This is a genomic window from Paenibacillus sp. JT22N15 (assembly GCF_059383755.1).
In genome coordinates this window covers 245,046-269,057 of sequence record NZ_JBXENV010000002.1, presented here as the reverse complement: position 1 = coordinate 269,057, position 24,012 = coordinate 245,046, and the positions used below count along the sequence as shown (strand labels likewise).

At 52.9% G+C, this 24,012-nt stretch carries 19 protein-coding genes and 1 pseudogene; 16 read left to right on the top strand and 4 right to left on the bottom strand.

Annotated elements, in window-relative coordinates:
* Positions 1-86 precede the first annotated feature (86 nt).
* The 15 genes from AC50X8_RS04805 to AC50X8_RS04735 all read left to right on the top strand — a co-directional run bounded on the left by AC50X8_RS04805 (position 87) and on the right by AC50X8_RS04735 (position 17,738).
* Complete coding sequence (locus AC50X8_RS04805; protein ID WP_494864640.1) at positions 87-1,469, top strand: AraC family transcriptional regulator; 1,383 nt, start codon at positions 87-89, stop codon at positions 1,467-1,469.
* Positions 1,470-1,590: 121 nt separating this feature from the next.
* Positions 1,591-2,880, top strand: coding sequence for an ABC transporter substrate-binding protein (locus AC50X8_RS04800; protein WP_494878888.1), 1,290 nt, complete (start codon positions 1,591-1,593; stop codon positions 2,878-2,880).
* Positions 2,881-2,973: 93 nt separating this feature from the next.
* Positions 2,974-3,930 (top strand): carbohydrate ABC transporter permease, encoded by a 957-nt coding sequence (locus AC50X8_RS04795; protein ID WP_494878886.1) that lies wholly within the window; start codon positions 2,974-2,976, stop codon positions 3,928-3,930.
* A gap of 9 nt (positions 3,931-3,939) precedes the next feature.
* Positions 3,940-4,773, top strand: a complete 834-nt coding sequence (locus AC50X8_RS04790; RefSeq protein ID WP_494864644.1) for a carbohydrate ABC transporter permease — start codon at positions 3,940-3,942, stop codon at positions 4,771-4,773.
* An 825-nt stretch (positions 4,774-5,598) separates the two neighbouring features.
* Positions 5,599-6,411, top strand: coding sequence for an ABC transporter ATP-binding protein (locus AC50X8_RS04785; RefSeq protein ID WP_056031290.1), 813 nt, complete (start codon positions 5,599-5,601; stop codon positions 6,409-6,411).
* A gap of 43 nt (positions 6,412-6,454) precedes the next feature.
* Positions 6,455-7,204, top strand: coding sequence for an ABC transporter permease (locus AC50X8_RS04780; RefSeq protein WP_494878884.1), 750 nt, complete (start codon positions 6,455-6,457; stop codon positions 7,202-7,204).
* Positions 7,201-8,058, top strand: a complete 858-nt coding sequence (locus AC50X8_RS04775) for an ABC transporter permease (RefSeq protein ID WP_494878880.1) — start codon at positions 7,201-7,203, stop codon at positions 8,056-8,058. The genes AC50X8_RS04780 and AC50X8_RS04775 overlap by 4 nt, the downstream gene beginning before the upstream one ends.
* 159 nt (positions 8,059-8,217) lie before the next feature.
* On the top strand, positions 8,218-9,306 hold the full coding sequence (locus AC50X8_RS04770; RefSeq protein WP_081418648.1) for an ABC transporter substrate-binding protein: 1,089 nt from the start codon (positions 8,218-8,220) through the stop codon (positions 9,304-9,306).
* A gap of 205 nt (positions 9,307-9,511) precedes the next feature.
* Positions 9,512-10,903, top strand: a complete 1,392-nt coding sequence (locus AC50X8_RS04765) for an aspartate aminotransferase family protein (RefSeq protein ID WP_494879068.1) — start codon at positions 9,512-9,514, stop codon at positions 10,901-10,903.
* Positions 10,884-12,155 (top strand): M20 family metallo-hydrolase, encoded by a 1,272-nt coding sequence (locus AC50X8_RS04760; RefSeq protein WP_494878870.1) that lies wholly within the window; start codon positions 10,884-10,886, stop codon positions 12,153-12,155. The genes AC50X8_RS04765 and AC50X8_RS04760 overlap by 20 nt, the downstream gene beginning before the upstream one ends.
* A 21-nt stretch (positions 12,156-12,176) precedes the next feature.
* Positions 12,177-13,058 (top strand): nitrilase-related carbon-nitrogen hydrolase, encoded by an 882-nt coding sequence (locus AC50X8_RS04755; protein WP_494864871.1) that lies wholly within the window; start codon positions 12,177-12,179, stop codon positions 13,056-13,058.
* A 90-nt stretch (positions 13,059-13,148) separates the two neighbouring features.
* Positions 13,149-14,507, top strand: coding sequence for an NAD(P)-dependent oxidoreductase (locus tag AC50X8_RS04750; protein WP_056031275.1), 1,359 nt, complete (start codon positions 13,149-13,151; stop codon positions 14,505-14,507).
* 168 nt (positions 14,508-14,675) lie between these two features.
* Complete coding sequence (gene preA / locus AC50X8_RS04745) at positions 14,676-15,980, top strand: NAD-dependent dihydropyrimidine dehydrogenase subunit PreA (protein WP_494864655.1); 1,305 nt, start codon at positions 14,676-14,678, stop codon at positions 15,978-15,980.
* Positions 15,981-15,992: 12 nt separating this feature from the next.
* Positions 15,993-17,444, top strand: a complete 1,452-nt coding sequence (gene hydA / locus AC50X8_RS04740) for a dihydropyrimidinase (protein ID WP_494879067.1) — start codon at positions 15,993-15,995, stop codon at positions 17,442-17,444.
* Positions 17,445-17,474: 30 nt separating this feature from the next.
* Positions 17,475-17,738, top strand: a complete 264-nt coding sequence (locus AC50X8_RS04735) for a hypothetical protein (RefSeq protein ID WP_494878868.1) — start codon at positions 17,475-17,477, stop codon at positions 17,736-17,738.
* Between the two features lie 21 nt (positions 17,739-17,759).
* On the opposite strand, the gene AC50X8_RS04730 is transcribed toward AC50X8_RS04735, so the two are convergent.
* From AC50X8_RS04730 to AC50X8_RS04715, 4 genes are all read right to left on the bottom strand, one after another.
* On the bottom strand, positions 17,760-19,382 hold the full coding sequence (locus tag AC50X8_RS04730) for a PucR family transcriptional regulator (RefSeq protein WP_494878867.1): 1,623 nt from the start codon (positions 19,380-19,382) through the stop codon (positions 17,760-17,762).
* Positions 19,383-19,446: 64 nt separating this feature from the next.
* Positions 19,447-20,547 (bottom strand): GerAB/ArcD/ProY family transporter, encoded by a 1,101-nt coding sequence (locus tag AC50X8_RS04725; RefSeq protein ID WP_056031264.1) that lies wholly within the window; start codon positions 20,545-20,547, stop codon positions 19,447-19,449.
* Between the two features lie 68 nt (positions 20,548-20,615).
* Positions 20,616-21,836, bottom strand: coding sequence for a Ger(x)C family spore germination protein (locus AC50X8_RS04720; protein WP_056031261.1), 1,221 nt, complete (start codon positions 21,834-21,836; stop codon positions 20,616-20,618).
* A 73-nt stretch (positions 21,837-21,909) separates the two neighbouring features.
* Positions 21,910-23,451 carry a spore germination protein gene (locus tag AC50X8_RS04715; protein WP_494878866.1) on the bottom strand — a complete coding sequence of 514 codons (1,542 nt, stop codon included), beginning with the start codon at positions 23,449-23,451 and terminating at the stop codon, positions 21,910-21,912.
* 259 nt (positions 23,452-23,710) lie between these two features.
* Here AC50X8_RS04715 and AC50X8_RS04710 point away from each other — a divergent pair.
* Positions 23,711-23,917 (top strand): annotated as a pseudogene (locus AC50X8_RS04710) (DoxX-related protein); the annotation flags it as partial.
* Between the last annotated feature and the right edge of the window lie 95 nt (positions 23,918-24,012).

Here is a 24,012-nt window from a genome sequence, read left to right as displayed (position 1 = left end):
GCGGCTGCTATAATGCGGCCGCTTTTATTTTTTTAAGGCGTATGCCACAATAAAATGACGATGGATATTTCTAGGAGGGACGGCGTATGGCGTTATTGTTTATTCCCGGCCGCGGGAAGGACAAATGTCTGGAGGAGTTTGCGCTGCCGGATTTTAGGTTCAGCTTCCAGCTTTATGGCACACACTGGCGCAGTGCAGAGCAGGGCTGGTCTTACCCGGAGCATGACCACCCGCTGCTGGAAATTAATCTGGTCGTTGAGGGTTTTCAGAAAATGATCATTAATGGCATTCCTTATGAGCAATTCCCTGGTGATCTGGTCATTATTCCTCCCGGCTATACGCATGAGAGCCAGACGAGTGACAAGGAGGGAGTCACCTACTTCTGCTTGCACCTGGATATAGAGGATCGCTCGCTGGCCTACTCGATTTTTCATGATCCGCAGCTGTTTTATGCGGCTGCTTCTAGGGTGGCGGAGCGGCTGCGACCGATTCTTGACCAAATAATCGAAGCCTCCCGCCATTCGGCTGCAATGAACCAACTGGAACGAATGAAGCTGCGGACTTATGTGCTGCAATTGATCATTGTGATGATTGAGCACAGGTTGGAGGGGATCGATAGCCTCAAGTCAGAGTCAGGACTAAGGGATGAGAGTCGAGGACCCTCGCTCGAAATTATTAAGCTGCGCGAGCAAAATGCGCTGGAATCGCGTGTGCAGGATTTATTTTATGAACAGCAGCCGGAGCTGCCGCTAGACCACTCGCTGTTTCCACCGCACCGCTGGATTGGATTGTTCACACTAACGAGTCCCGACCGTGAGTTTTGGACGAAGCCGGACCGCTTCTGGGCGAAGAGCTTGCTGGAGGATGTTTTGGCCCATTACGGAATCGGCGTCATTATTGTGGAAGCCTCGCGTATGACCGCCGTTCTATTCTCGACAGATATCGCTGTGCCCGCATTGGAGCCGTACATAGAGGAGGCCAGATTATGCCTGGAGCAAAAGCTGGCTGTGCAGTTAGCAGTCGGACTTGGTGGCGTAACTGCAGATTTGGCGTCGATTCGTGCGATGTATGAGCAGAGTATGAGAACCTTTCAGGGTGGCCTGCCCGATTCAACGATCAATCGAACGATGAATGAATTTGTGCATCGCATTATTCGAAATGCGATGTCGCACATTCAATATGAATATGCCAATCGAGAGCTTTCTCTCAGCATGCTGGCTAATCGGCTTGATGTGACGCCCAATTATTTAAGCGCCCTATTTACTTCCGAGACGGGCTTGTCCTTCACGCGGCATTTGACGCAAATTCGGATGGAGCGGGCGAAGACGCTATTGCGTGAAACGAATCTGAAAATCTATCAAATTTGCCATAACACCGGCTACTCTGATCAAGCTTATTTCAGCCGCTTATTTAAATCGCTGGAGGGCGTCAGCCCTTATGATTACCGGATCCGGTCGAGTTCGACCTGAAAAAATGACCCGATTGTAGAATAGTTCAAAAAATCGTAAATCCCCCTTATTCTCGGGCCTAGCCTGCAAGTGGTATAACTGACTTGTAAGGGCTTACATTATGATGCAGGGGGATATAAAGATGAGAATGAAGCAATCTTTTACCATGCTGCTGGCCGCCGGATTATTGGCAGGCTCCTTGGCTGCTTGCAGCTCCTCGAATGACCCATCTTCTAGAGGCACCTCAGAAAGCGCTAACTCGCCAATCAAGCTTACTTACTGGAATACGAACGGTCCCGGACTTGATGGACTGATTAAACAGTATCAGGAAGAAAATAAAAACATTACGCTGGATGTGCAAATTGACGAAGCCAACCATAAGCAAAATCTGTTAACCGCGCTGTCCGCGGGCAGCGGAGCGCCAGATATCGTTATTTTGACGGTTGATGATATTCCGCAGTTTAAGAAAGAGGGTTATTTCTACAATCTGAAGGACTTTGGAGCGGATGAGCTGCAAAAGGATTATCTCGATTCCCGTTGGAAGCAGGGCACAAGCGCGGATGGCAGCTTTATTTTTGGCATACCTACCGATTCCGGCCCTATGGCGATGATGTATCGCATTGAGCTGTTCGAGCAGGCGGGGCTGCCGACGGACCGTGATGAGGTATCCAAGCTCGCCGCTACGTGGGATGACTATTTCAAGCTGGGCGAGACGATTAAGGAGAAAACGGGCAAGCCGCTGACGACCGACGCCTTCTTTGGCGCGTTTCTGCCTAAAATCCAGCAGGGCGGGGAGTTCACCTTTTTTGACAAGGACGGCAATTTGACGATGGATACGAATCCGGCGGTGAAAGAGGCATGGGATTACTCGGCGAAGCTTGCACAGGCAGGATTGACCGCGCAGCAGCCGGATTTTTCGAATGACTGGAAGGTCGGGCTGGATACGGGCGATTTTGCGACGATGTTTGCGCCTCCGTGGATGCTCGGCCTCGTGAAGCAAAATGCTCCGAATGCGAAAGGGAAATGGGATATTGCGATGATGCCCGGCGGCTCGGCGAACTGGGGCGGCTCCTTCCTGCTTATTCCTAAGCAAAGCAAGCACGCAAAGGAAGCTTATGCGTTTATTAAATGGATATTGGCGCCGGAGCAGCAGCTTTCGGTCTATGAATCCAATGGCAATTTCCCTTCGACACCGGGTGTATACAAGGATGAAGCGTTCACCTCGAAAAAGGATGATTTTTTCAATGGCGCACCAGTAGGCGAGATTTATCCGAAAGCAGCGGAGCAGGTGACGTTAATGGATTCGATTAATAATTGGTCGACGATTACGAATGAAATTGGGCAGCAGCTTCCGAATGTGGAGAAAGGGGCTGACCCGGAGAAAACGTGGACCGAGCTAGTGAGCAAGGTGAAATCGACGTTGGCCCGTTAAGAAAACGACGGTAGAGCGCGGCCTTCCGGCTGCACTCTACCTTTGCTGTTCGAGGCTGCATGAATGAAATGCTGCTAGAGAGGAGGCTGGAAAGTGGAGAGGAAAATGGAGAGGAAAAGGAGGACTGGGCATGCCGCTCGCCGGTTTAATCAACGTATCAGCGACCATATTTCCGGTTATTTGTACACGCTGCCGTTTTTTGCAATCTTCATGGTATTTGGCTTTTATCCGATGCTGTATACCATTTATATTTCCTTGTTTAAATGGGATATGCTCGGGGACCGGACGTTTGTCGGACTGCGGAATTATCGGCTGCTGTTAACGGATGACCCCTTGTTTTGGAAATCGATTGGCAACACTTTTTTAATTTGGTTTGAATCCGTGCCCTTTCAAATTTTGTTTGCGATATTGCTGGCGGTGCTGCTCAATCAGGCGTTTATTAGAGGAAAAGGCGTGTTCCGCTTTTTTATCTTTTTGCCAAATATCACCTCGCTTGTGGCGGTGAGCTTGATTTTTGCCAATGTATTTGGGGTGAAATACGGCCTGTTCAATTATTTGCTGACGCTGCTGGGCTTGGATCGATTAGATTGGGCAGGGGATTCATGGGCTACGCAGCTTGCAGTCGCTGCGCTTGTGTTTTGGCGTTATCTCGGCTTCCACATGGTCATTCAGCTGGCAGGGCTGCAAAGCATCCCAGGGGATTTGTACCAAGCCGCGACGATTGATGGGGCCAGCAAGGGGCAGCAGTTCTTCCGCATTACGATCCCAATGCTGACGCCAACGATTATGTTCTCGACGCTGATTGCTACGACGGGTGGTCTCCAGCTGTTTACGGAGCCATTCACCTTCATGTCCGATTTGTCGGGAGCCGTCGCGGCCGTTAATGGCGGCACAAACAATCAGGTGCTAACCGTTGTCATGTATTTATACAAAACAGCTTTCACCGACCATGCTTTTGGCTATTCTTCAGCGATTGCCAATTTGCTGCTGATCATTATTGTTATATTTGCTCTATTTAATTCGCTGCTAGTCGGAAAGCTAAGGAGGTAGGAGGCGGCCATGCGAAATCGGACGGGGCGTTCCATCGTTTATGTATTGCTGCTGCTGTTTGTCGGCTTTTCGATCTTTCCCTTTTATTGGATGAGCGTTATTTCTACCCGTACGGCTGGCGAAATTTCGGCGATACCGCCGAAGGTATTTTATGGAAGCCGCCTGGCGGAAAACTTTGATAAGATTTTCAATAATGAAAATGTCGATTTTTTGCGTACGATGGGCAATACGGCCATTATTGCAGTCAGCATCACGATATCCATGCTGCTGCTCAGCTCGCTGGCAGGCTTCGCTTTTGCCCGGCTGAATTTTACGGGAAAGGGCTTTATGCTGCTGTTCGTACTCGGGACGCTGATGATTCCGGCGCAGCTCGGCATTATCCCGCAATATTTGATTATTACGAAGCTGCAATGGCTGAATGATTATCGCGCGGTCATTGTGCCGGGCATGGTAAGTGCCTTTGGGGTGTTTTTCATGCGGCAGTATATCGAAGCCTCCGTTCCGAACGAGCTGGTGGAGGCGGGGCGAATCGATGGCTGCCGAAACCTGCAGCTGTATGCCTTAATAGCTGTTCCGGCAATTGCTCCCGCTTATGCGACGCTTGGCATTTTGACCTTTATGGGGGCGTGGAATGACTATTTATGGCCATCGATTGTGATGAAATCGAATGAGATGCTGACGGTGCAGGTAGCGCTGCTGCGTCTGGACACATCGTCCTATTTTCAGGATAAATCGCTTGTTATGGCGGCTTCAGTTATGGCTACACTGCCGTTGTTTCTAATCTTTCTGTTTTTCAACCGCCAATTTATAGCCGGTGTGACCGATGGAGCGGTAAAGGGCTGACATTTACCGCCCGCCGGCCGCATCCTAGGTAACGCAGAACGAGGCTGATTCTCCGGCCTTCGTTGGCAGGCGTGGGATAGCTAGGCGGTTTGGGGATATTAGTTCATAGCATAGCTTTCATTTCGAAAAAAAAGCCACGCTACCGGCATGGGCTCCTGCTCATGGTGGTGGCGCGGTTTTTGTTGTGTAGGCGTGTAGTTGCTGAGAACAGTATTGCTGAGACTGGGCAGCTAGGGACGCTCCCTCCTTTTTGGCGGACTGAGGTTCCGCTATTTGGGCATTTAAGCCGATTTCGGGTCGCAAGCGGACAGGAAAACCGTTATTGTCCTTCTAACCCCGTCAAAATGGCGATTAGCAGCGCAATAGCTGCTCCTGAGTCCGCCACTTGCGCCATAACCCGCGATTCTGTTGAAATAGCGGTTGCTGTGTCCGCCACTTGTGGAATAACCCGCGATTCTGTTGAAAGAACGGCTGCTGTGCCCTCCGCTCCGTAACTATCTTTGTATCCTTGTGCACAAAGCAATCCCCTGGATCGAAAAGCATGAGGTTGACTTTGGGGATGCAAATTTAGTGACGAGCAGGACAAAAGTAGAAGCTATATCTCATAAATAGCTGATAGCCTTAACTATTAACGGTATCAAATAGGTAAGGTAATAAAACATAAATCCCAACAGCAGCGCGCGGAAATCAGCTATTTATGCAAGAATTGGACATCATGTACAATGGATTATTATGATTATGTAACACTCTGTCTAATGTAATTAAAACTGAGTGTTATATAATATTACACAAAGATAGCGTTGATTGAAGAGAAGGAGGGATGGCATGGACGCTCCGAAGGAAAATCAACCAGTGGAAATTCGCATCGACGATATATCCATGTATTTTGGCAGCGGTGACCGCAAGGTGGCTGCGCTGCAAAATGTAAGCTTTGACGTCCGCCAGGGCGAATTCGTCTCGCTCCTCGGCCCATCCGGCTGCGGGAAATCGACGCTTCTGCGTTTAATGGCCGATTTGCTGGAGCCTACCTCGGGCCAAATTACGATTGGCAGCCAGCATCCCCGCGAGGCGCGCCTGCGCCGCAAATTCGGCATTGTTTTTCAAAGTGCTACGCTGTTTGAATGGCGCACGGTCAAGGACAATATTGAGCTGCCAATGGAAATAATGGGACTTAAAAAGTCTGAATATTCTGAAATAATAACGCATTTACTAGAGCTTGTCGGCCTTTCCAAATTTCAAAACCACTATCCGTGGCAGCTTAGCGGAGGCATGCAGCAGCGGGTCGCGATTGCCCGGGCCTTGTCGCTTGATCCGCCTTTGCTGCTGATGGATGAGCCCTTCTCTGCACTTGATGAATTTACGAAGGAGCGGCTGCAGCTTGATTTGCTTGATATTAAAAAACAAACGAATAAAACGATCGTTTTTGTTACCCACAGCATTCCTGAAGCGGTGTATTTATCCGATCGGATCGTCATTTTATCGGCCCATCCGGGTCGTGTTCATTCCATAATCAAGGTTGAGCGGGAGGAAGGAAGCTTCGCGCATACTCGCAGATCGGATAAGTTTCATGCGATGACCGATTTGGTACGGAGCTGCTTCCATGAGGAGAGTGATTCGCTTGACGAGCAAATCGTATAGGCGATGGGGAATCAGTTGGCATGTAGTTCTGTGGACAGTATGCGTGCTGTTGCTATGGGAAGCATTTGCTTGGCTTATAGCCGATGTATGGCAGCTGCTGGCTCCAGCTTCAAAGCTGCCTTATTTGCACCTAGTACTGAATGCAGCTGTGCAGTATTGGCCTGTTTTAGCCGAGCAGGGTGCCATTACATTCGGCAATTCGCTTCTAGGTTTCACCATTGGCTCTGCGGTCGGCTTCCTTCTCGCGGTGCTGATGAGCTTATCCCACACGCTTGAGCATACGCTGTCGCCGTATATGATCGCCTCGCAAATGGTACCTATTATCGGGCTTGCGCCAATCATTTACGGCATCGTTCATGATCCAGCGTTGTCGCGAACGCTGATGTCGGGCTACGTTACCTTTTTCCCGGTTGCCCTGTATACGCTGCGCGGCTTGCAGAGCATTAAGCCGGAGCAAGAGGAACTCATGCGCTCTTACGCAGCCTCAACATGGACGCTTTACATGAAGCTGAAGCTCCAAGCCTCGCTGCCCGGCCTGTTTGCCGGACTTAAGCTGTCTGCGCCGCTTGCTATAACCGCATCAATCATTGTGGAGCTGATGGGAGCGCCGAACGGCATCGGCGTGCTGATGATTAGCTCGCTCTATTATGGGAACGCTCAAGTATACATGTTCTGGGCTACGGTGTTAATGAGCATGGCTATTGGCCTGCTGCTGCTCGCGGCTATTAGTATAGCGGAGCGTCTTATTACGCCATGGCAGCCAGAGTTCCGCTCGCAAGGGAGGGACGAATGATGAAGGAGATGGCTGCTGTGCCTGCCAATCAATCTGCGGTACTGTCGCGGGAAAACACTGTCAGACGAGTGAAGAAGGGGCGAAGGCAAAGAGGAAGCAAGGCATGGCTGCTGCCGCTGGTGTTCGGGCTGCTTTTTCTGATGGCTTGGCAAACGGGCCTATTCCATAAGCTGTTTCAACTGGAGTTATATCAGCTGCCACTGCCGTCGGCGATTGCCTCGTCCATTCAAGAAAATGCCGAGATGCTGTGGCGCTATTCGCTGTTTACCGGCATGGAAATCATCATGGGCTGCTTAGTAGGCTCGCTGCTGGGGCTAATCGCCGCTTCCGCTGCGTCTTTTGCTCCGAAAGCTCTAAATGGCGGCATCGCTGTGCTTGCGGCACTGAATGCCGTCCCGATTATTGCCCTTGCTCCCGTAATGAACAACTGGTTTGGCAGCGGAGCAGCTTCCAAAATAGCTATCGTCTCCGTTATGACCATGAGCACGATGGCGGTCGGCGCCTACAAGGGCTTGCGTTCCATTGATCCCATGTATGTGGAGCTGATGCATGTGTATGCAGCAAGCCGCCGCTCCGTATTTATAAAGCTTCGTTTTAAAAATGGTCTGCCGCATTTTTTTACCGCACTGAAAATCAATATGTCGACGAGCATCATCGGCGCCATTGTCGGCGAGTTTTTTATATCGTCACGGGGGCTGGGCTTTCTGCTTTCCGATCAAATCAAGCTCGGCAATATGCCGCTTGCCTGGTCCTGCATAACGATTGCCGCTGCGCTCGGCATTGTGCTTTTTTACCTTGTACAGCTTGCAGAGCAGCTTTCTATTCCTTGGCATGTTGCGCAGCGCAATCGGTAGCTCGCTTCATACGGAGCCTCTTAGATTCGCCTGCTTAAGCGCGGGCCTGCCGACCTCGCCCCGCCACAGCAGTCTCAGTCTAAGTCTCAGTCGCAGTTTCAGCAGCTAGGGAAGACCCATATAAATAGATGCGATTCGATAGGGAGAGGAATGGTCTTCATGATCAAGAGAAACCGAAGAACAAGCTTGGCAATGATGGCAATGGCATGGCTTTTGCTGCTGGCAGCTTGCGGCGGCGGAGGCAGTGAGCCAGCAAGCACACAGATGCCTACTGGATCGGAAGGGGCGGCAGTGGAGGAGACGGCAGCGGCTGAGGCGCCGCTTACGAAGGTGAAAATTCAGCTGAAATGGGTGCCGCAGGCGCAATTCGCTGGTATTTTTGTCGCTAAGGAAAAAGGCTTCTATGAGCAGGAGGGGCTCGATGTCGAGATTATTCCCGGCGGCCCAGATGTCGTCATTGAGCAGCAGGTCGTTAATGGGGCGGCGGATATTGGGGTGACGAGCTTTGACAGTCTTTTGGTCAACCGGGCTAATGGCTTGCCGCTCGTATCGGTCGCCCAGCTTATTCAGAAAAGCTCCTACCGCTTCGTCGCCGACAAAGCATCTGGCATCGACGAGCCGGCGAAGATGAAAGGCAAGAAGGTTGGCATGTGGACGGGCAGCCAGCAGTTTCAAGTGCTCGCCTTCATGGAGAAAAATGGCCTTGATCCGAAAAAGGACGTGGAGCTTGTGAAGCAGGGCTTCACGATGGATCAATTTTTCAATAAGCAGCTTGATGTGGCTGTTTCGACGATTTACAACGAATACCATGTTGTGCTTGAAAGCGGCGTGAAGGAAGACGATCTGTACGTCTACGATTTTGAGGATGCGGGCGTCGGCATGCTGGAGGATACGCTGGTCGTGAAGGAGGAGTGGCTGAAAAAGAACCGGGAAACCGCCGTTAAAGCGATTCGCGCGACGATGAAGGGCTGGAACTACGCCATTGCCAATCAGCCGGAATCGGTTGACATCATTATGAAAGCCGTAACTGAAGGCAGCACGACGAAGGAGCATCAGACGACGATGTTGATGGAAATGGCCAAGCTGGTCAAGCCGGAAGGCTTTACGGAGGCGCAGGTGGGCTCGTTCGTAGACGAGGCTGTGCAGCGGACGGTCGATATTTCGCTGAAATATGGGCTGATCAAGAAGGAGCCGGATTTGGCGGTGGCAGTCGACAAGACGATTTTGGCGGATGCGGCGAAGCCGTAAGCCCGAAGCGAAGCGGGATTTTGAGACTGCGAGAAGGCGAGCCTTATTGGAATTAAAGAATCTCTCGGGCTCGTGCATAAATGGCTGTTGCAGGGCATAGACAACATAAACGGCAGATCGAGCACATAGACGGCAATCGGCGGGAAGGATGAAGAAGCTGATGGATATCCACGAAGCAATGGATGATGAAGCTAAGCATGCAGCCATGCAAGCAAGTGCGCTAAAGGAAGCGCTGCTGGAAAAGGATCGGGCGTACCTATGGCATCATATTACACCTCATAATGATCATCCGATGATTGTCGCGTCAGGGGAAGGAAGCTGGATTACGGATGTAGACGGCAATCGCTATTTGGATGGCATGTCAGGGCTATGGTGCGTCAATGTGGGGCACGGGCGGAAGGAAATTGCCGAGGCGGCTGCCGCACAAATGACGACACTGGCCTATTCGCCGCTCATTCAATCCCATGTCCCGGGCATCGAGCTGGCAGCGAAGCTGGGTGATTGGCTGGAGGGGGAATATCGGATATTCTTCTCTAACTCCGGCTCTGATGCGAACGAGGTTGCGTTCAAAATTGCCCGCCAAGCATTTCATCAACGCGGAAAAGCGACCAAGCACAAGTTCATTTCGCGCCATCGAGCTTATCACGGCAACTCGATGGGAGCGCTAGGCGCAACGGGGCAGGCGCAGCGCAAGCTAAAATACGAGCCGCTTGGCGTGGGCTTCTCCCACGTGCCGCCGCCCTATTGCTACCGCTGCCCATTCGGCCAGACGAGCGGTGCCTGCGAGCTGCAATGCGCCCAGGCCTATGAGGACGCGATCATCTGGGAAGGGCCAGACTCCGTTGCTGGCATTATCGTTGAGCCCGTCATTACCGGTGGCGGCATGCTCGTGCCGCCGGACAGCTATTTGCCAAAGCTGCGAGCCATTTGCGACAAATATGACGTCCTGCTGATTGTTGACGAGGTCATCTGCGGCTTCGGACGTTCGGGGCGAAAATTCGGGCACCACAATTATGGCGTTAAGCCGGACATCGTCACGATGGCGAAGGGGCTGACGAGCGCCTACTCGCCTTTATCCGCAACGGCTGTATCCGCCGAGCTGTATGAAAGCTTCAAGGAAGCAGGGCCGGACAGCCACTTCCGCCATATCAATACGTTTGGCGGCAATCCGGTTTCCTGTGCCGTTGCACTGAAAAACCTTGAAATTATTGAGCGCGAAGGGTTAGTTGAGCGCTCTGCTCTCATTGGCAGGCGGATGCGCAGCCGCATGAAGCCGCTGCTCCGGCATCCGAATGTCGGAGAAATTCGGAGCTTCGGCTCCGCCGTCGGCATCGAGCTGGTCGAGGACAAGGAGACGAAGATGCCTGCCGCTGCTGCATTTGTTGCTGGTGTAATCGCGGCTTGCAAGGCACGAGGCTTGCTCATTGGCAAAAACGGGGATACCGTGCCGGGCTTTATGAATATTTTGACGCTCAGTCCGCCGCTTTCTTCGACGGATGAAGATATCGCTTTTATCATCGAAACGCTGCTGGCGGTGTTCGGGGCCGCTGGCGGAGCATCGGAGGAGGGGATGCGGCATGAAGCCGCTTCAGGCTAAGGAGAACAAGCATCACATTCAGGCGGAGCGGCTTCATCAGCGGATTATGGCGCTGGCTGCGATCGGCAAGATTGGTGAAACAGGCGTATGCCGCCTCGCATTATCCCCGGAGGACCGCGCAGGAGTGGAGCTCGTAAAGGGCTGGATGGAGGAAGCAGGCATGAGGGCGCGAATCGATCCCTTCGGCAATTTAATCGGCGTGTATAAGGGACGGGATGAGCAGGCGCCTGTGCTTATGCTGGGCTCACATATTGATTCGCAGCCTTATGGTGGCCGATTCGACGGCGTCATTGGCGTCCTCGGCGCAATTGAAGCAGTGCAGACGATGGCGGAGCGCGGCATTAGGCCGGAGATGAATGTAGAGGTCGTCGCCTTTTGCGATGAAGAGGGCTGCCGCTTCAATATAGGGCTGTTCGGCGCAAGGGGAATGACCGGGAAGCTGGAGGAGGGGGAGCTGGCGCGAGCCGATAAAAACGGCATAACCCGCAGGGAAGCGCTGCTGCAATTCGGCTGTGATCCAGCACAATATGACAGCTATTCTTTTGAGGCGGGATCAATCCGAGCCTTTCTGGAGCTTCATATCGAGCAGGGCCCCATACTGGAAGCGAAAAATGAACCAATCGGCATCGTCAGCGGCATTTCCGGTCCCGTCTGGTGGACGGTCGAATTGACCGGCTTTGCCGGGCATGCCGGCTCTGTGCCGATGGCGATGCGCCGGGATGCGATGGTCGGCTGCGCCAAGGTTATTGTCGCGCTGGATGAGCTGGCGCGGCGCGAGCCAGGTGCGCCGACGGTCGGCACCGTCGGATCGGTTGCTGTTTTCCCTGATTCGCGCAACATTATACCGGAGAAGGTCAGCTTTACCGTTGATTTCCGAGACATTGAGCTGGAGCGGAGAAACGGGCTGGAGCGGGAGCTGCGAGCGGTGATCGAGCAGGTCAGCGTGGAGCATGGCCTCGCGTATGCGATACGCGAGGATACGAACAGCGAGCCGAGATATTGCGCGGACTGGCTGAAGACGATTTTGCACCGCGAGGCTGCGGGCATGGGACTTGCGCCGCCAGAGCTGATGAGCGGACCGTTTCATGATTCGCTCACGATGTCTTACGTGTGCGATTACAGCATGATTTTTGTCCGCTGCAAGGAGGGCATTAGCCATAATCCGCGGGAATATGCCGCGCCGGAGGATATTGCGCTTGGAGCTGAGCTGCTGTACCGCGCGGCTGTGAACATTGCTAAGGGGAAGGAGTGAGGTGGTTTGAGCGAAAACGGGATGAGCAAGGTGTCGATTGCTTTAATTCAAGCGGCGAACGAACTGCATGGCGGCGAGTCTGTCGAGGCGCATAAGGCGGCTGCAATAGAGAAGCATATCCGCATGATAAGGGAAGCTGCGGCTCAAGGTGCGCAAATCGTATCGCTTCAGGAAATTTTTTATGGCCCTTATTTTTGCGCGGAGCAGCAGACGAAATGGTATGCAGCTGCGGAAGAAATTCCGAATGGGCCAACGACGCGGCTTTTTCAGGAGCTGGCGAAGGAATGCGGCATCGTCATCATTTTGCCGATTTACGAGCGGGAGGGCATCGCCACTTATTACAACACCGCTGCCGTTATTGATGCGGATGGCGCTTATGTTGGCAAATACCGCAAGCATCATATTCCTCATGTCGCTGCGGGCGGCGGCGGGAGCGGCTTTTGGGAGAAGTTTTATTTTAAACCGGGCAATCTCGGTTATCCCGTCTTTGATACGGCGTACGCCAAGGTTGGCGTGTATATATGCTATGACCGCCATTTCCCGGAAGGGGCGCGGGCACTGGGGTTGAACGGAGCGGAAATCGTGTTTAATCCATCGGCGACGGTTGCGGGAACCTCGGAGTATTTGTGGAAGCTGGAGCAGCCCGCCCATGCGGTGGCGAATGGCTATTATGTTGCGGCGATCAACCGTGTGGGTGTAGAGGAGCCTTGGAATATGGGCGAGTTTTATGGGCAATCGTATTTGGTCAATCCGCGTGGGGCGATTACGGCAATCGGGAGCCGGGATAAGGAGGAAATCGTTATGGGCGTACTGGATAAAGAGCTGATTCGCGAAGTGCGCGAGGTATGGCAGTTTTACCGTGACCGCCGCCCGGAGACGTATGACAATCTCGTCAGCTTGTGATTGTAAACGGACAAACGGATAAGCGGATAAGCGGATAGTGGATCATTTTCATCATAAATAGGCGGTTTAAAAATAGGAGGGGAAGCAGCTATGGGCATCGCCTTTATATCGGAGCAATCGCTCCGGCGCAATTTCGCCGAGGTGAAGGCAGGCATGAAGCCGAAGGAAGCGATCGATGAATCGAATCGCTGTTTGTATTGCTATGATGCACCGTGCATTACGGCCTGTCCAACAGGTATCAATATCCCTTCTTTTATTAAAAAGATCGCTTCTGGCAATTTGAAGGGCTCCGCCAGAGCGATTATGGATGCCAATCCGGTCGGCGCGACCTGCTCGCGCGTATGTCCAACCGAGGAGCTGTGCGAGGGCGCATGCGTGCTGAATCATTCCTCCACGCCGATTCGCATTGGCGATTTGCAGCGTTATGCTACAGATTGGGCGATTCATAATGAGCAGCAGCTGTTCACGGCCGGCAAGAGCAACGGCAAGCGCATCGCGATTATCGGCGGCGGCCCAGCCGGGCTGTCGGCAGCGCGGGAGCTGGCGCGGTTCGGCTTTGCCGTTACCGTATTTGAGGCGAAGGAGCAAGCGGGCGGTCTAGATACGTATGGCATCGTCTCCTTCCGGCTGCCGCAGGAGGTTTCGCTCTGGGAGGTTGAGCAAGTGCGGCAGCTAGGCGTAGACATTCGGACGAATACAAAGGTTGGCGTAGATGTGGGCTTGGAGCAGCTGCGCCGTGAATTTGATGCCATCGTGCTGGCCATTGGCATGTCGAAGGTACCTTCGCTTGGCATTGAAGGCGAAACGCTGGACGGCGTATTTGACGCCATTGATTTTGTGGAGTCGACGAAAACGGCTGTGCGCACCGACATAGCGGGCAAACGTGTCGCCGTTATCGGCGCAGGCAACACGGCCATTGATGCGGCGACCTGCTCGGTACGACTTGGCGCCATGAATGTGAAAATCGTCTACCGCCGCAGCGCCGCCGAAATGACGGCCTATGCGTTCGAATATGACTTCGCCAAGCAGGATGGCGTTGAATTTCAATGGCTGACAGCACCGGCTCGCATTATCGGGAATGCCAAGGGGCAAGTGACGGCACTCGAATGCCTCATGATGGAGCTGGAGGAAACGGAAGAAGGGCGGGCGCGTCCCGTACCGATTCCCGGCTCGACGTTCAGGCTGGAAGTGGATGCTGTTGTTTTAGCAATTGGACAAACGCGCCATCTGCCATTGATCGAGCAGCTAGGCATCGCGCATACACGCGGCATTGTAACGGTAGACGAGAGCAGCTATCAAACGTCCGATCCGCAAATTTTTGCCGCTGGGGACGTTATTTTCGGTGAAGGCCAAGGAGAAGCGATGGTCGTCTCGGCCGCCCAGCAGGGCAAGAAGGCAGCTTATGCTATTTATAAGCAGTTAATCAAGCTGCAGGAGGAGCCGGCATAAGGAAAGCAGCGTCAAAATTGGCCGGGTCGGCTCCGCATGCGGTGAAATCCCGTACGTGACTGTTGCATGGGAACGACAAGGCAGCAGGCTCATCAATCAATGCCAAGCTGCTATAAACGCAGCTGTACAAATTCGCATCTTATCGAAGGCATAAGGAGGGAAACGACAATGGCTGATTTACGCATTAATCTAGCGGGTATTGCCTCTCCAAATCCTTTCTGGCTGGCATCTGCGCCGCCTACCAATACGGGCTACCAGGTGCAGCGCGCATTCGAGGCAGGCTGGGGCGGCGCAGTGTGGAAGACGCTGGGCGATCCCATTATCAATACGTCCTCGCGCTTTGCCGCCGTACATTTCAACGGGCAGCGGGTTGCGGGCTTCAACAATATTGAGCTGATTACGGATCGTCCGCTGGAGGTCAACTTAAAGGAAATCTATGAGACAAAAAAGAGATTCCCGAATCATGCTGTCATCGCTTCGCTGATGGTCGAGCCAAGCCGCGAGAAATGGCATGAAATCGTCAAAAAGGTCGAGGCGGTCGGCGTAGATGGACTTGAGCTGAACTTTGGCTGTCCGCATGGGATGGCGGAGCGCGGCATGGGGGCTGCTTCCGGGCAGCAGCCGGATCTGGTCGAAGCGCAGACGATGTGGGCGAAGGAGGCAGCGCGGACGCCGGTTATCGTCAAGCTGACGCCCAATATTACCGATATAACGGCGACTGCAAAGGCGGCGACGCGGGGCGGGGCGGATGCCATTTCCTTAATTAACACGATTAACTCGCTCGCTGGCGTCGATCTGGATTCTTGGCTGACGATTCCGCATGTGGGCGGGAAGGGGGCGCATGGCGGCTATTGCGGCCCGGCAGTGAAGCCAATTGCGCTGAACATGGTCGCGGAATGCGCTCGTAATCCGCAGGTGAACATTCCGATTTCGGGAATCGGCGGCATCTCGAATTGGCGCGATGCGGTTGAATTTATGCTTATGGGCGCAACGGGCGTTCAAGTGTGTACGGCAGCGATGCATCATGGCTTCAGCATTGTCGAGGACATGATCGACGGCTTGAACAATTACTTGGATGACAAGGGATTATCGTCGGCGATGGAGCTGATCGGCAAATCGGTGTCCCGCTATTCGGACTGGGGCGATCTCGATTTGAATTATCAAGTCGTTGCCCGCATTCATGAGGAAGAATGTATCGTATGCAACAAATGCCATATCGCCTGCGAGGATACCTCGCATCAATGCATCGAGCGGCATACGGACGAAGGCGGGCGTGCTTTCTTGAAGGTGAGGGAAGAGGATTGCGTCGGCTGCAATTTATGCTCCATCGTTTGCCCAGTGGAAGGAGCAATCTCAATGGTCGAGGTGCCGTCTTCCGAGCTGCCGATGTCATGGAATGAGCGCCAGCAAGCGATAGCGGGCATGGGCGGCAGCGAAGGGAATGCCAAATCAAGTGCGAGAGAGGCGGTGTAGCAGATGGAGAAGATGGCGAAACTCATTCGAAATGGAACGATTGTAACGGCTGCGGACACGTATCAGGCGGATGTGCTGATTGAGGGGGGCATCATCCAGGCTATCGGGACGGGGCTGGAAGCTGCTGGTGCGGCTATCGGCGCGGAAATCATCGATGTGTCTGGAAAATATTTGTTTCCCGGAGGCATTGATCCGCATACGCATCTGGATATGCCTTTCGGCGGTACGGTGACGGCGGATAATTTTGAGACGGGGACGATTGCTGCTGCGTTTGGCGGAACGACGACGATTATTGATTTTTGCCTGACGGATAAAGGCAAGCCGCTGGCGGATTCAATTCAGAAGTGGCACGCGAAATCGGCTGGAAAGTCGGCCATCGACTACGGCTTCCATCTGATGATTGGCGAAATTAACGATGCGGTGCTGGCCGAGCTGCCGGATATTGTCCACACGGAGGGCATTACGTCGTTCAAGGTATTTATGGCTTACAAAAATGTTTTCCAAGCCGACGACGGCACGCTCTACCGAACGATGCTGACGGCAAGCGAGCTGGGAGCGATGGTTATGGTGCATGCCGAGAACGGCGATGTTATCGACTATCTCGTTGCCAAGGCATTGGCGGAAGGGCATACGGAGCCGATCTATCATGCGCTGACCCGACCATCCATGCTGGAGGGAGAGGCGACAGGAAGAGCGGCAAAGCTTGCAGGATTGACGGGAGCGAGGCTGTACGTCGTGCATGTCACCTGCGAGGAGGCGGTAAAAGCGATTGCTGAAGCGAGGGAGCAGGGCTTCGACGTCTGGGGCGAAACCTGTCCGCAATATTTGCTGCTCGACCAATCGTATTTGGAGCTGCCGGATTTTGAGGGAGCCAAGTACGTATGGTCGCCCCCGCTGCGCGAGGCCCGGCATCAGGACGTCTTGTGGAATGCGCTGCGCACAGGCGGGCTGCAAACGATCGGCTCGGACCAATGCTCCTTTAATTTCAGCGGGCAAAAAGAGCTTGGACGCGAAGATTTCAGCAAAATTCCGAATGGCGGGCCGGTCATCGAAGACCGCTTCTCGCTGCTTTATTCCGAAGGCGTGGGGAAAGGGCGATTGACGCTGAACCAGTTTGTCGATCTCGTCTCGACGCGCAGCGCGAAGCTGTTCGGGCTGTTTCCACGCAAGGGCACGATTGCGGTAGGCAGCGATGCCGACATTGTGATTTTCGACCCGACGATCCAGAGGGTAATCTCGGAAGCAGCGCATCATATGAATGTGGACTATAATCCGTTTGAAGGGATAGCTGTAACGGGAGCCCCGGTCAGCGTGCTCTCTCGCGGCGAGTTTGTCATTCGCGATCTAGCCTTCGTCGGACGGGCAGGCGCCGGACAATATGTGAAGCGTGCGCCCTACAAACAGCCCGTGCAGGGGGAGCTGCCCGCTGCTTCTTATAAAGCGGTCGGCATAAGCAGCAAATAGACGGTTCAATGATAGCAAGGAGGGATCGAAGTGTCGGAATATCAGCAGGTTTTGGAGGAGAAGGCGAAGCTGGACGGCTATATGGTCAGGCAGTTTAAATTTATCCACATTGAGGAAAATTTGAGCGGAGCGACGGTAACGCTCCAGCATCCGGGCGGAGAAGCCGCAACGGTTCAGCTGCTTACTGCCGAAGCGCGCAAATATTTAACCAATTTGCTGATCAAGCAGCTGGCGCAGGCCCGGGCATCGGCTGCTGCATCCTCTTCCAGCCCAGGCGCTGCGCCATCAGCGTAATCCTCGCCATCCGCTGCCCCCTTAGCGGATGGCCCCGCGCGTATATTCATAGGCGTTCACTGCGAGCTCAATGGCGAGCCGCTTATCGGCGTTCATAAAATCTTCGCCCAGCAGCGCAATGATTTTATCAAGGCGATGATACAGCGTCTGCCGGGCGATGAACAGCTCGCGGGCTGTATCCTGCTTGGAGCCGGAGCGGATTAAATAGGTTTTCAGCGTCAGCAGCAGCTGGCCGTGTTTTTCCTTGTCATAGGAGACAAGCGGCTCAATGTATTCGCGGATCAGTTCATCCAGCATCCCGCTTTTTTTCAGCGCGGAAATGATTTTGTACGTATGCAGCTCGTCGAAAAAGGGGGCTGGCAGCGGCCCGGCATCCCGTTGTATAGCAAGCGTCTCTTTGGCTGCTGCATAGCTTTCCGCTGCTTGGTCGACCTGTGCGGCCAGCTTGCCAATGCCCCAAAGCCCGGAGAAGAGCGCCGGCTCCTGCTTCATCTCCGTCTTGCGCAGCCGCTCAACTGCTTGCAGCAGGCGCTCCTTCCATTTTTGGCGCTCCAGCTGATCCAGCAAAATAAACACAATTTGCCCTTGCAGCAGCAGCGGGAGCAAATAAAAGCCCTCCCCCTCAAAAATCGCCCGCGCCACCCGGTAGCGCTGGAGCAGCAGCGATTCAAAATCCGCCGCTTCCATGTGCGAGGCTTCCAGCTGAAACACACATACCGCTACGCTGCCAAGCTTGGCAGACGGTTTAATACGGCGAATATAATCGTTGATTTCGGTTAGGCCATGTTTGCCGGAAAGCCAGTCGCCAAGCCAGAGATCGTCTTGGTAGCGGCGTTTCTCCTCGGTATATTGGGTGCGCATCATTTCCTGGGCTACCGCAGTCGCACAGCGATCCAGCGCAAGAATTTGAAATTCAGTCAGCTCCTGCCTCGCGTGAATGAGCAAATCAGCGAATAGATGGCCGAGCGCCACAATGGGCCGATGAGCAAGCTGCTGGCTCAGCAGCGGAGCGGGGAACATTTCATTGTAAATCCACCGCTCGTAAAATTTGTCGGCTTTCGCTTTCGTCATGAAGGGGACAAACTGGGCTTCGGCATTCAAGGGAAAAAAAGCGACCTGCGCACCCGTTGTTTGCTGAAGCAGCTCCAGAAGGGGCCTCAGGCCCTTGCCGGACAAGAGCAGCTGTCCGAGCTGCCTGGATAACGTCTCCAGTTCGGACACCATTTTATGATGCTGATTAATGAAGTGGGCATGAAGATCCTGAGTGATATCAATGTAGCGGACTTGCTCGTGGAAGAGGAGAATGGGGAAATGCTCGCGTTTTGCCAGCTCCAGCATCCGTGCCGGCGGTCTGGAAGTATAAGTGACCAGCTCAATGCACAGCCCAGATGCGCCGGAATCGAGCAATTGCTGTAGAAAAATCAGGCTTCGTTCTTCATCCTCCTGCCAGCCGATGCCTGTCGTCAAAATCAGCTCGCCGCCGCTTAAAAGCTGGCCAGCTTGAATGACCTCCATAATGTGGACCCATCTGACGGTGCGGTTTAAGGCATCTTCACTTGCGAGCACCTCGGCTTTCTGGAACAGCGGCCGTTGTAAAATATCGCGGATTGTCAGCTGCAGCAGCGTTTGTACGATAGTGTCCACTCCCCTCATGTGAAGATAGTTGACACTATTATACAGGATTTTCATTTGAAAGTAGATACCGACCCTATTGCGTGCGGCTGGCAGGTTTGGCTTTGCGAAAAAAGCCGAGCAGGAAGGCGATAAACAGAATGGCTATTTGCACAGGAGTTACGTACCTTACCGTATATTTCAGCCCAATCCACAGATGAACCGTATTGTTCGGTTCGGCAAAGGAGGCGCTGTAAATCAATACTGCGACGATAATCGCGCATTTGCGGTACGGAATTTTCAGCAGTGAGCTGAGCGCCAGAACGGCGGCCATAAAAAGCAGCGACAGCTTGACGAACAGCCCGATAATAAGCAGAATCGTTACGACTACATCGAGCCGTTCCAGAAAGTCAGCAATGCGAATGAGCTGGACGGCTTCAAGAAAAGGCATCATGCTGTAGCCTGAGAGCGCAGGGCCGAGCACGGACATAATGAGCATATTCATGAAAACCAGAAATAGGGAGACGATCGTATAAGCGCTGTAGGTGGTGCGAAGCCTTGAGGCAATCGGCTTTACATATTTCCAGAACATTAACATCGTTAGCATCTGTGCGAATGGAAACGCGACGATATCCGGCACGGCCGCTTTGAAAATCGGCGCTAGGCCATCACTCATAATTGGCAGCAGGCGGTGATAGTCCGGCAGTCCGGTCTGAATAAGCAGCGCGATAAGCAGAATATAGCTGAAAAATACGATCGGAAACAGCAGCTCCACCAGCCGAAAAAATACCTCGACTCCTTTCCAAATCGCATATAAGGACAATAAAATGATGAGCAGCATAATGCTCCATTGCGGCGTTTTGTTCAAAATGGTCATGACGGTCAGCTCGCCAAAATCGCGGACGTTTCGCATCGATTCATAGGCAAATATAAGTGCCTGCGGCACAGCAAGCGTAAAACCCAGCCATTTGCCAAACAGCTGCTTATAGAGCTCTGGCATGTCAGCGTCTGGGGACCGAGTTTGAATGCGCAGCAGCATCCAGAGAAAAATCCCGCCAATCACTGCCCCGAGCGCCATCGCAAGCCATGAATCCTGCTTCGCATCTACGCCCAGCTCGAAGAGGGGGGTGCTGCCGATCTGGAAAAGCAAAATCATGATGGCAAGCTGAAACTTGCCTATTTTGGGTGCCTTCGCCATCGCATTTTACCCCTCCTTCGAGCGTGTATTAGTATGCAGCGCAGGCTGCGCGTGCAAATCTGGCGTCGCTATTTTCTCGTTTTTGATTGCGCCTCTTTGAAGGTAAAGTTGCTGAACCCAATGCGGGCAAGCTTGAATTTGACATCCAAATTCAGCACCGTCTCGGGAAATTCCTCATTCCAATCCTTCTGTATTTGCTTCCACTGCTGCGGATATTTCATGCTTATGGCTTTGCCGAATCCGACGATATCCGTCTTCAGACGGCTTGCCGCCTTCCAGCTCGTTTCCATCCCTCGTTTAATTTCTTCGGCGATTCTTAGCTCCTCCTGCTTTAACAGCCCCGGCTGCTGAAGATCGTTCGGGCAAGTATATTCAAGGAGTGTCCCATTAGCTTTGACACTTACATTCATGACCCATCTTCCATCGGCCCGCTGCTCCGGCTTCACCGTGGTGGAGGCTCCCCCTATAATAACGGAGGAATCCTTTTTGCTCCCCTGACCTCTGCAATCAAAGCTAATGGTCGTCCGCTTGACCTGATCGGACAGCCACATGACGCCGGCCGCTTCATCCGGTGTGAGCCAACCGGCCAGCTTGTCACCGGAAATAACGCCAAGGTCTCCCAGCTTGATTTTTGCTCGGGTATAGGTGTTCTGCAGGGAGCTTACGGAACTGAGAGGCTGCTTGGAACCGGAAATTTCCAGCTCAGGAATGCCGGTTGCCTGCGTAGGGCCAAGCAGCTCGAGTAAAATGCGATACATTGTCATATCGGGATAGACGGAGCTGCTTGCAGCTTCGTTTTCGACCAGACGCTGGACAGCGGTACCGGGAATTTTCTCCACAGGGAGCAGCTGCTCAATGAGCTTGCGCGCTTTGCCCTTGGCAATGAACATCGACACCGTTTCGCGGGCATCGGTGTTGCGCATATAGATTTCCATCAGCGGCGAGATTCCCTTCTTCGCGACCGTCTCGCTAATGACAATGATTTGATTATGGGCAAAATAAAGCTTGCGCGACATTTCGCGGCTGGCATCGCCGATGGCTTTGCGAATGCTATCTGCCTCGGTCGAAAATACGTTCACCGGGGCATCGCCCGTAGCAGCGCTATTGCCTTGAGAGGAAATGGCCTGCGGGATGACCATCTGGTAAGATACAATCCATTTCCCTTTTTCCCAATCTACTGCCGTGGCAGAAATAATGCCGATTTCATTCATTTCAACGCGATTCCAGCAGCCTCCCAGCAGCATGAATATGAGCAAAGAGCCTACGATGCGAGTAAGCAGGCGATACATATGCGGATTCCTCCTTTCAGCGTACGCCGCTTGTACAACCGCGGGCTCTCGACTAGATTTGGGCAGCTAAGCTTTATTCGGCCTTGCTAGTGCGATTAATTTTGTTCGTAGCTTCTCGTTTCAGCAGAGCTTTATGGGGTGCGCGAATGAACGTATCCTTCATGGCCGACCAATTGAAGGGAGCAAGCGGCGTCATATACGGAACGCCAAACGATTCAAGTCCAGCCAAATGGATGAGCATCGCCATAAATCCGGCGACAATGCCCATAAAGCCGAACACGCCAGCGAGCAGCATGAACGTGAAGCGAATGAGCCTAGCGGAAATCGCAATATTGAACTGCGGAATGACAAAGCTGGATATGGCGGTGAAGGACACGACCATGACCATGCCGGCGGATACGATTCCGGCATCTACGGCGGCTTGTCCTAAGACGAGTGCGCCTACGATGGAAATGGCTGGACCAATAGCTCGTGGCATCCGTACGCCTGCTTCACGCAATACTTCAAAGGTCATCTCCATAATCAGCGCCTCGACCAGCCCCGGAAACGGAATGCCCTCCCGCTGGGCAGCAAGCGTGATGAGCAGTGTAGTTGGCAGCATTTCCTGATGGAATGTTGTCACGGCAATATATAGGGCTGGCAGCAGCATGGAAATGAGAAAAGATACGAAACGAATCAGCCGCAGGAAGGTAGCGATATCAAAGCGGTGGTAATAGTCTTCCGGTGTCTGGAAAAATTGAAACAGCGTGACCGGCGCAAGCAGCACGAATGGCGTGCCATCTACAACAATCGCAATTTGTCCCTCCAATATGCCCCCGGCAACCGCATCTGGACGCTCGGTGTTCATCAGCGTTGGGAAGGGGGTATATCGTTTTTCCTGAATGAGCGCTTCGATATAGCCGCTTTCAAGAATGCCGCTGACTTCAATAGCCTCAAGGCGTTCACGAATGGTCTTTACAGCTTCTGCTGAAGCGACGCCGTTCAAATACAGCATCGCAATTTGCGTACGTGTTTGGCTGCCAACAACCATCGATTCGATATGCAAGTCCGGCGACTTAATGATTTGGCGCATCAGATTAATATTTGTACTCAAGATTTCATTGAAGCTTTGCTGTGGCCCGCGCAGCACGGTTTGGGTAGTCGGCTCACTGACTGTTCTGCCTTCTTTGCTGCTGACATTAATCATCAGCCCGCTGCTCGCTTCCTGGACAAGCAGGAGACAGTAACCATTCAGCAGCATATCGATCGCTTCTTCTATGGAATCGGTGCAATAAGTCGAGCCGACCTGTATAATCTGTTCCTTAATCAAATGAATTAAAGCGTTGCTGCGCTCCTCCGCTTGTTTATCTTCCTCCATTAAGGGGCGCAGGACGGATTCATTTAACGTCGCCTCATTGACCATTTCGCTCAAATAGACGAGCGACATCGTAATCTCTGGAGCCAAGTCGCTTGCAAAAGACTTAATTTCGAGATCAGAGCTGTGACCAAGCAGCTTAGTAAACGTATCTATATTGGATTTGAGCGAAGGGCTGAACGGTTGTTCCTTATGCTTCTTCCGGGGAGAGCCGCCCTTCGGCTGATTCAAGCCACCTGATTTTGTATGGTTGAAAAACATGCCAGTGCCACCCTCCTTGAATAGGATCGGAGTGCGGCTAGGTAAGGGATCACGCCAGTCGCCAAAGCTCTCCAAGTCATAATTTGGCTAAAAGCTTACCCTTTTATGTATGAAAAGGAATAGGGGTAATAGATAATAAAAGCAATTGGAAGGAGTGTGACGGAATATTCGACAGCAGCGAACAACGGCAGCCAGATTCATTGGCTGTGTATTATTTGCTTTATTATTTGTGGTTGCGGGGTTTTAACATTTTCGGGAGGCGCAGGGCTTTGCCGAGATGCTGCCTGATTTTGTTCCATTGCGGCTTGAAATCATTTATGCGACAGGTATAGTGGAGTGGATATTTGCGCTGCTGCTGTTCGTACCTTCTGTGAGAAGGAAGACGGGGAATTGGATTGTTTGGTATTTAGTGCTGATTTGGTGGGTTTGGTGGGCGACGCGTTTGCCAAAGAGCCGTAACGGGTAAGCGGGTGGAGCAAGCCTATAGTTGAAAAAGAAAAACAGCATGACCGATTCAGCGGTCATGCTGTTTTTGTTGGTTGCCCAGCGTATGCCGGAAGT

Coding starts and splice junctions, on each gene's coding strand:
- AC50X8_RS04785 (WP_056031290.1), top strand. CDS start 5,599: ATGGACGCTCCGAAGGAAAATCAACCAGTGGAAATTCGCATCGACGAT.
- AC50X8_RS04765 (WP_494879068.1), top strand. CDS start 9,512: ATGCAAGCAAGTGCGCTAAAGGAAGCGCTGCTGGAAAAGGATCGGGCG.
- AC50X8_RS04770 (WP_081418648.1), top strand. CDS start 8,218: ATGATCAAGAGAAACCGAAGAACAAGCTTGGCAATGATGGCAATGGCA.
- preA (WP_494864655.1), top strand. CDS start 14,676: ATGGCTGATTTACGCATTAATCTAGCGGGTATTGCCTCTCCAAATCCT.
- hydA (WP_494879067.1), top strand. CDS start 15,993: ATGGCGAAACTCATTCGAAATGGAACGATTGTAACGGCTGCGGACACG.
- AC50X8_RS04800 (WP_494878888.1), top strand. CDS start 1,591: ATGAGAATGAAGCAATCTTTTACCATGCTGCTGGCCGCCGGATTATTG.
- AC50X8_RS04720 (WP_056031261.1), bottom strand. CDS start 21,836: ATGTATCGCCTGCTTACTCGCATCGTAGGCTCTTTGCTCATATTCATG.
- AC50X8_RS04755 (WP_494864871.1), top strand. CDS start 12,177: ATGAGCAAGGTGTCGATTGCTTTAATTCAAGCGGCGAACGAACTGCAT.
- AC50X8_RS04805 (WP_494864640.1), top strand. CDS start 87: ATGGCGTTATTGTTTATTCCCGGCCGCGGGAAGGACAAATGTCTGGAG.
- AC50X8_RS04790 (WP_494864644.1), top strand. CDS start 3,940: ATGCGAAATCGGACGGGGCGTTCCATCGTTTATGTATTGCTGCTGCTG.
- AC50X8_RS04775 (WP_494878880.1), top strand. CDS start 7,201: ATGATGAAGGAGATGGCTGCTGTGCCTGCCAATCAATCTGCGGTACTG.
- AC50X8_RS04750 (WP_056031275.1), top strand. CDS start 13,149: ATGGGCATCGCCTTTATATCGGAGCAATCGCTCCGGCGCAATTTCGCC.
- AC50X8_RS04725 (WP_056031264.1), bottom strand. CDS start 20,547: ATGGCGAAGGCACCCAAAATAGGCAAGTTTCAGCTTGCCATCATGATT.
- AC50X8_RS04715 (WP_494878866.1), bottom strand. CDS start 23,451: ATGTTTTTCAACCATACAAAATCAGGTGGCTTGAATCAGCCGAAGGGC.
- AC50X8_RS04760 (WP_494878870.1), top strand. CDS start 10,884: ATGAAGCCGCTTCAGGCTAAGGAGAACAAGCATCACATTCAGGCGGAG.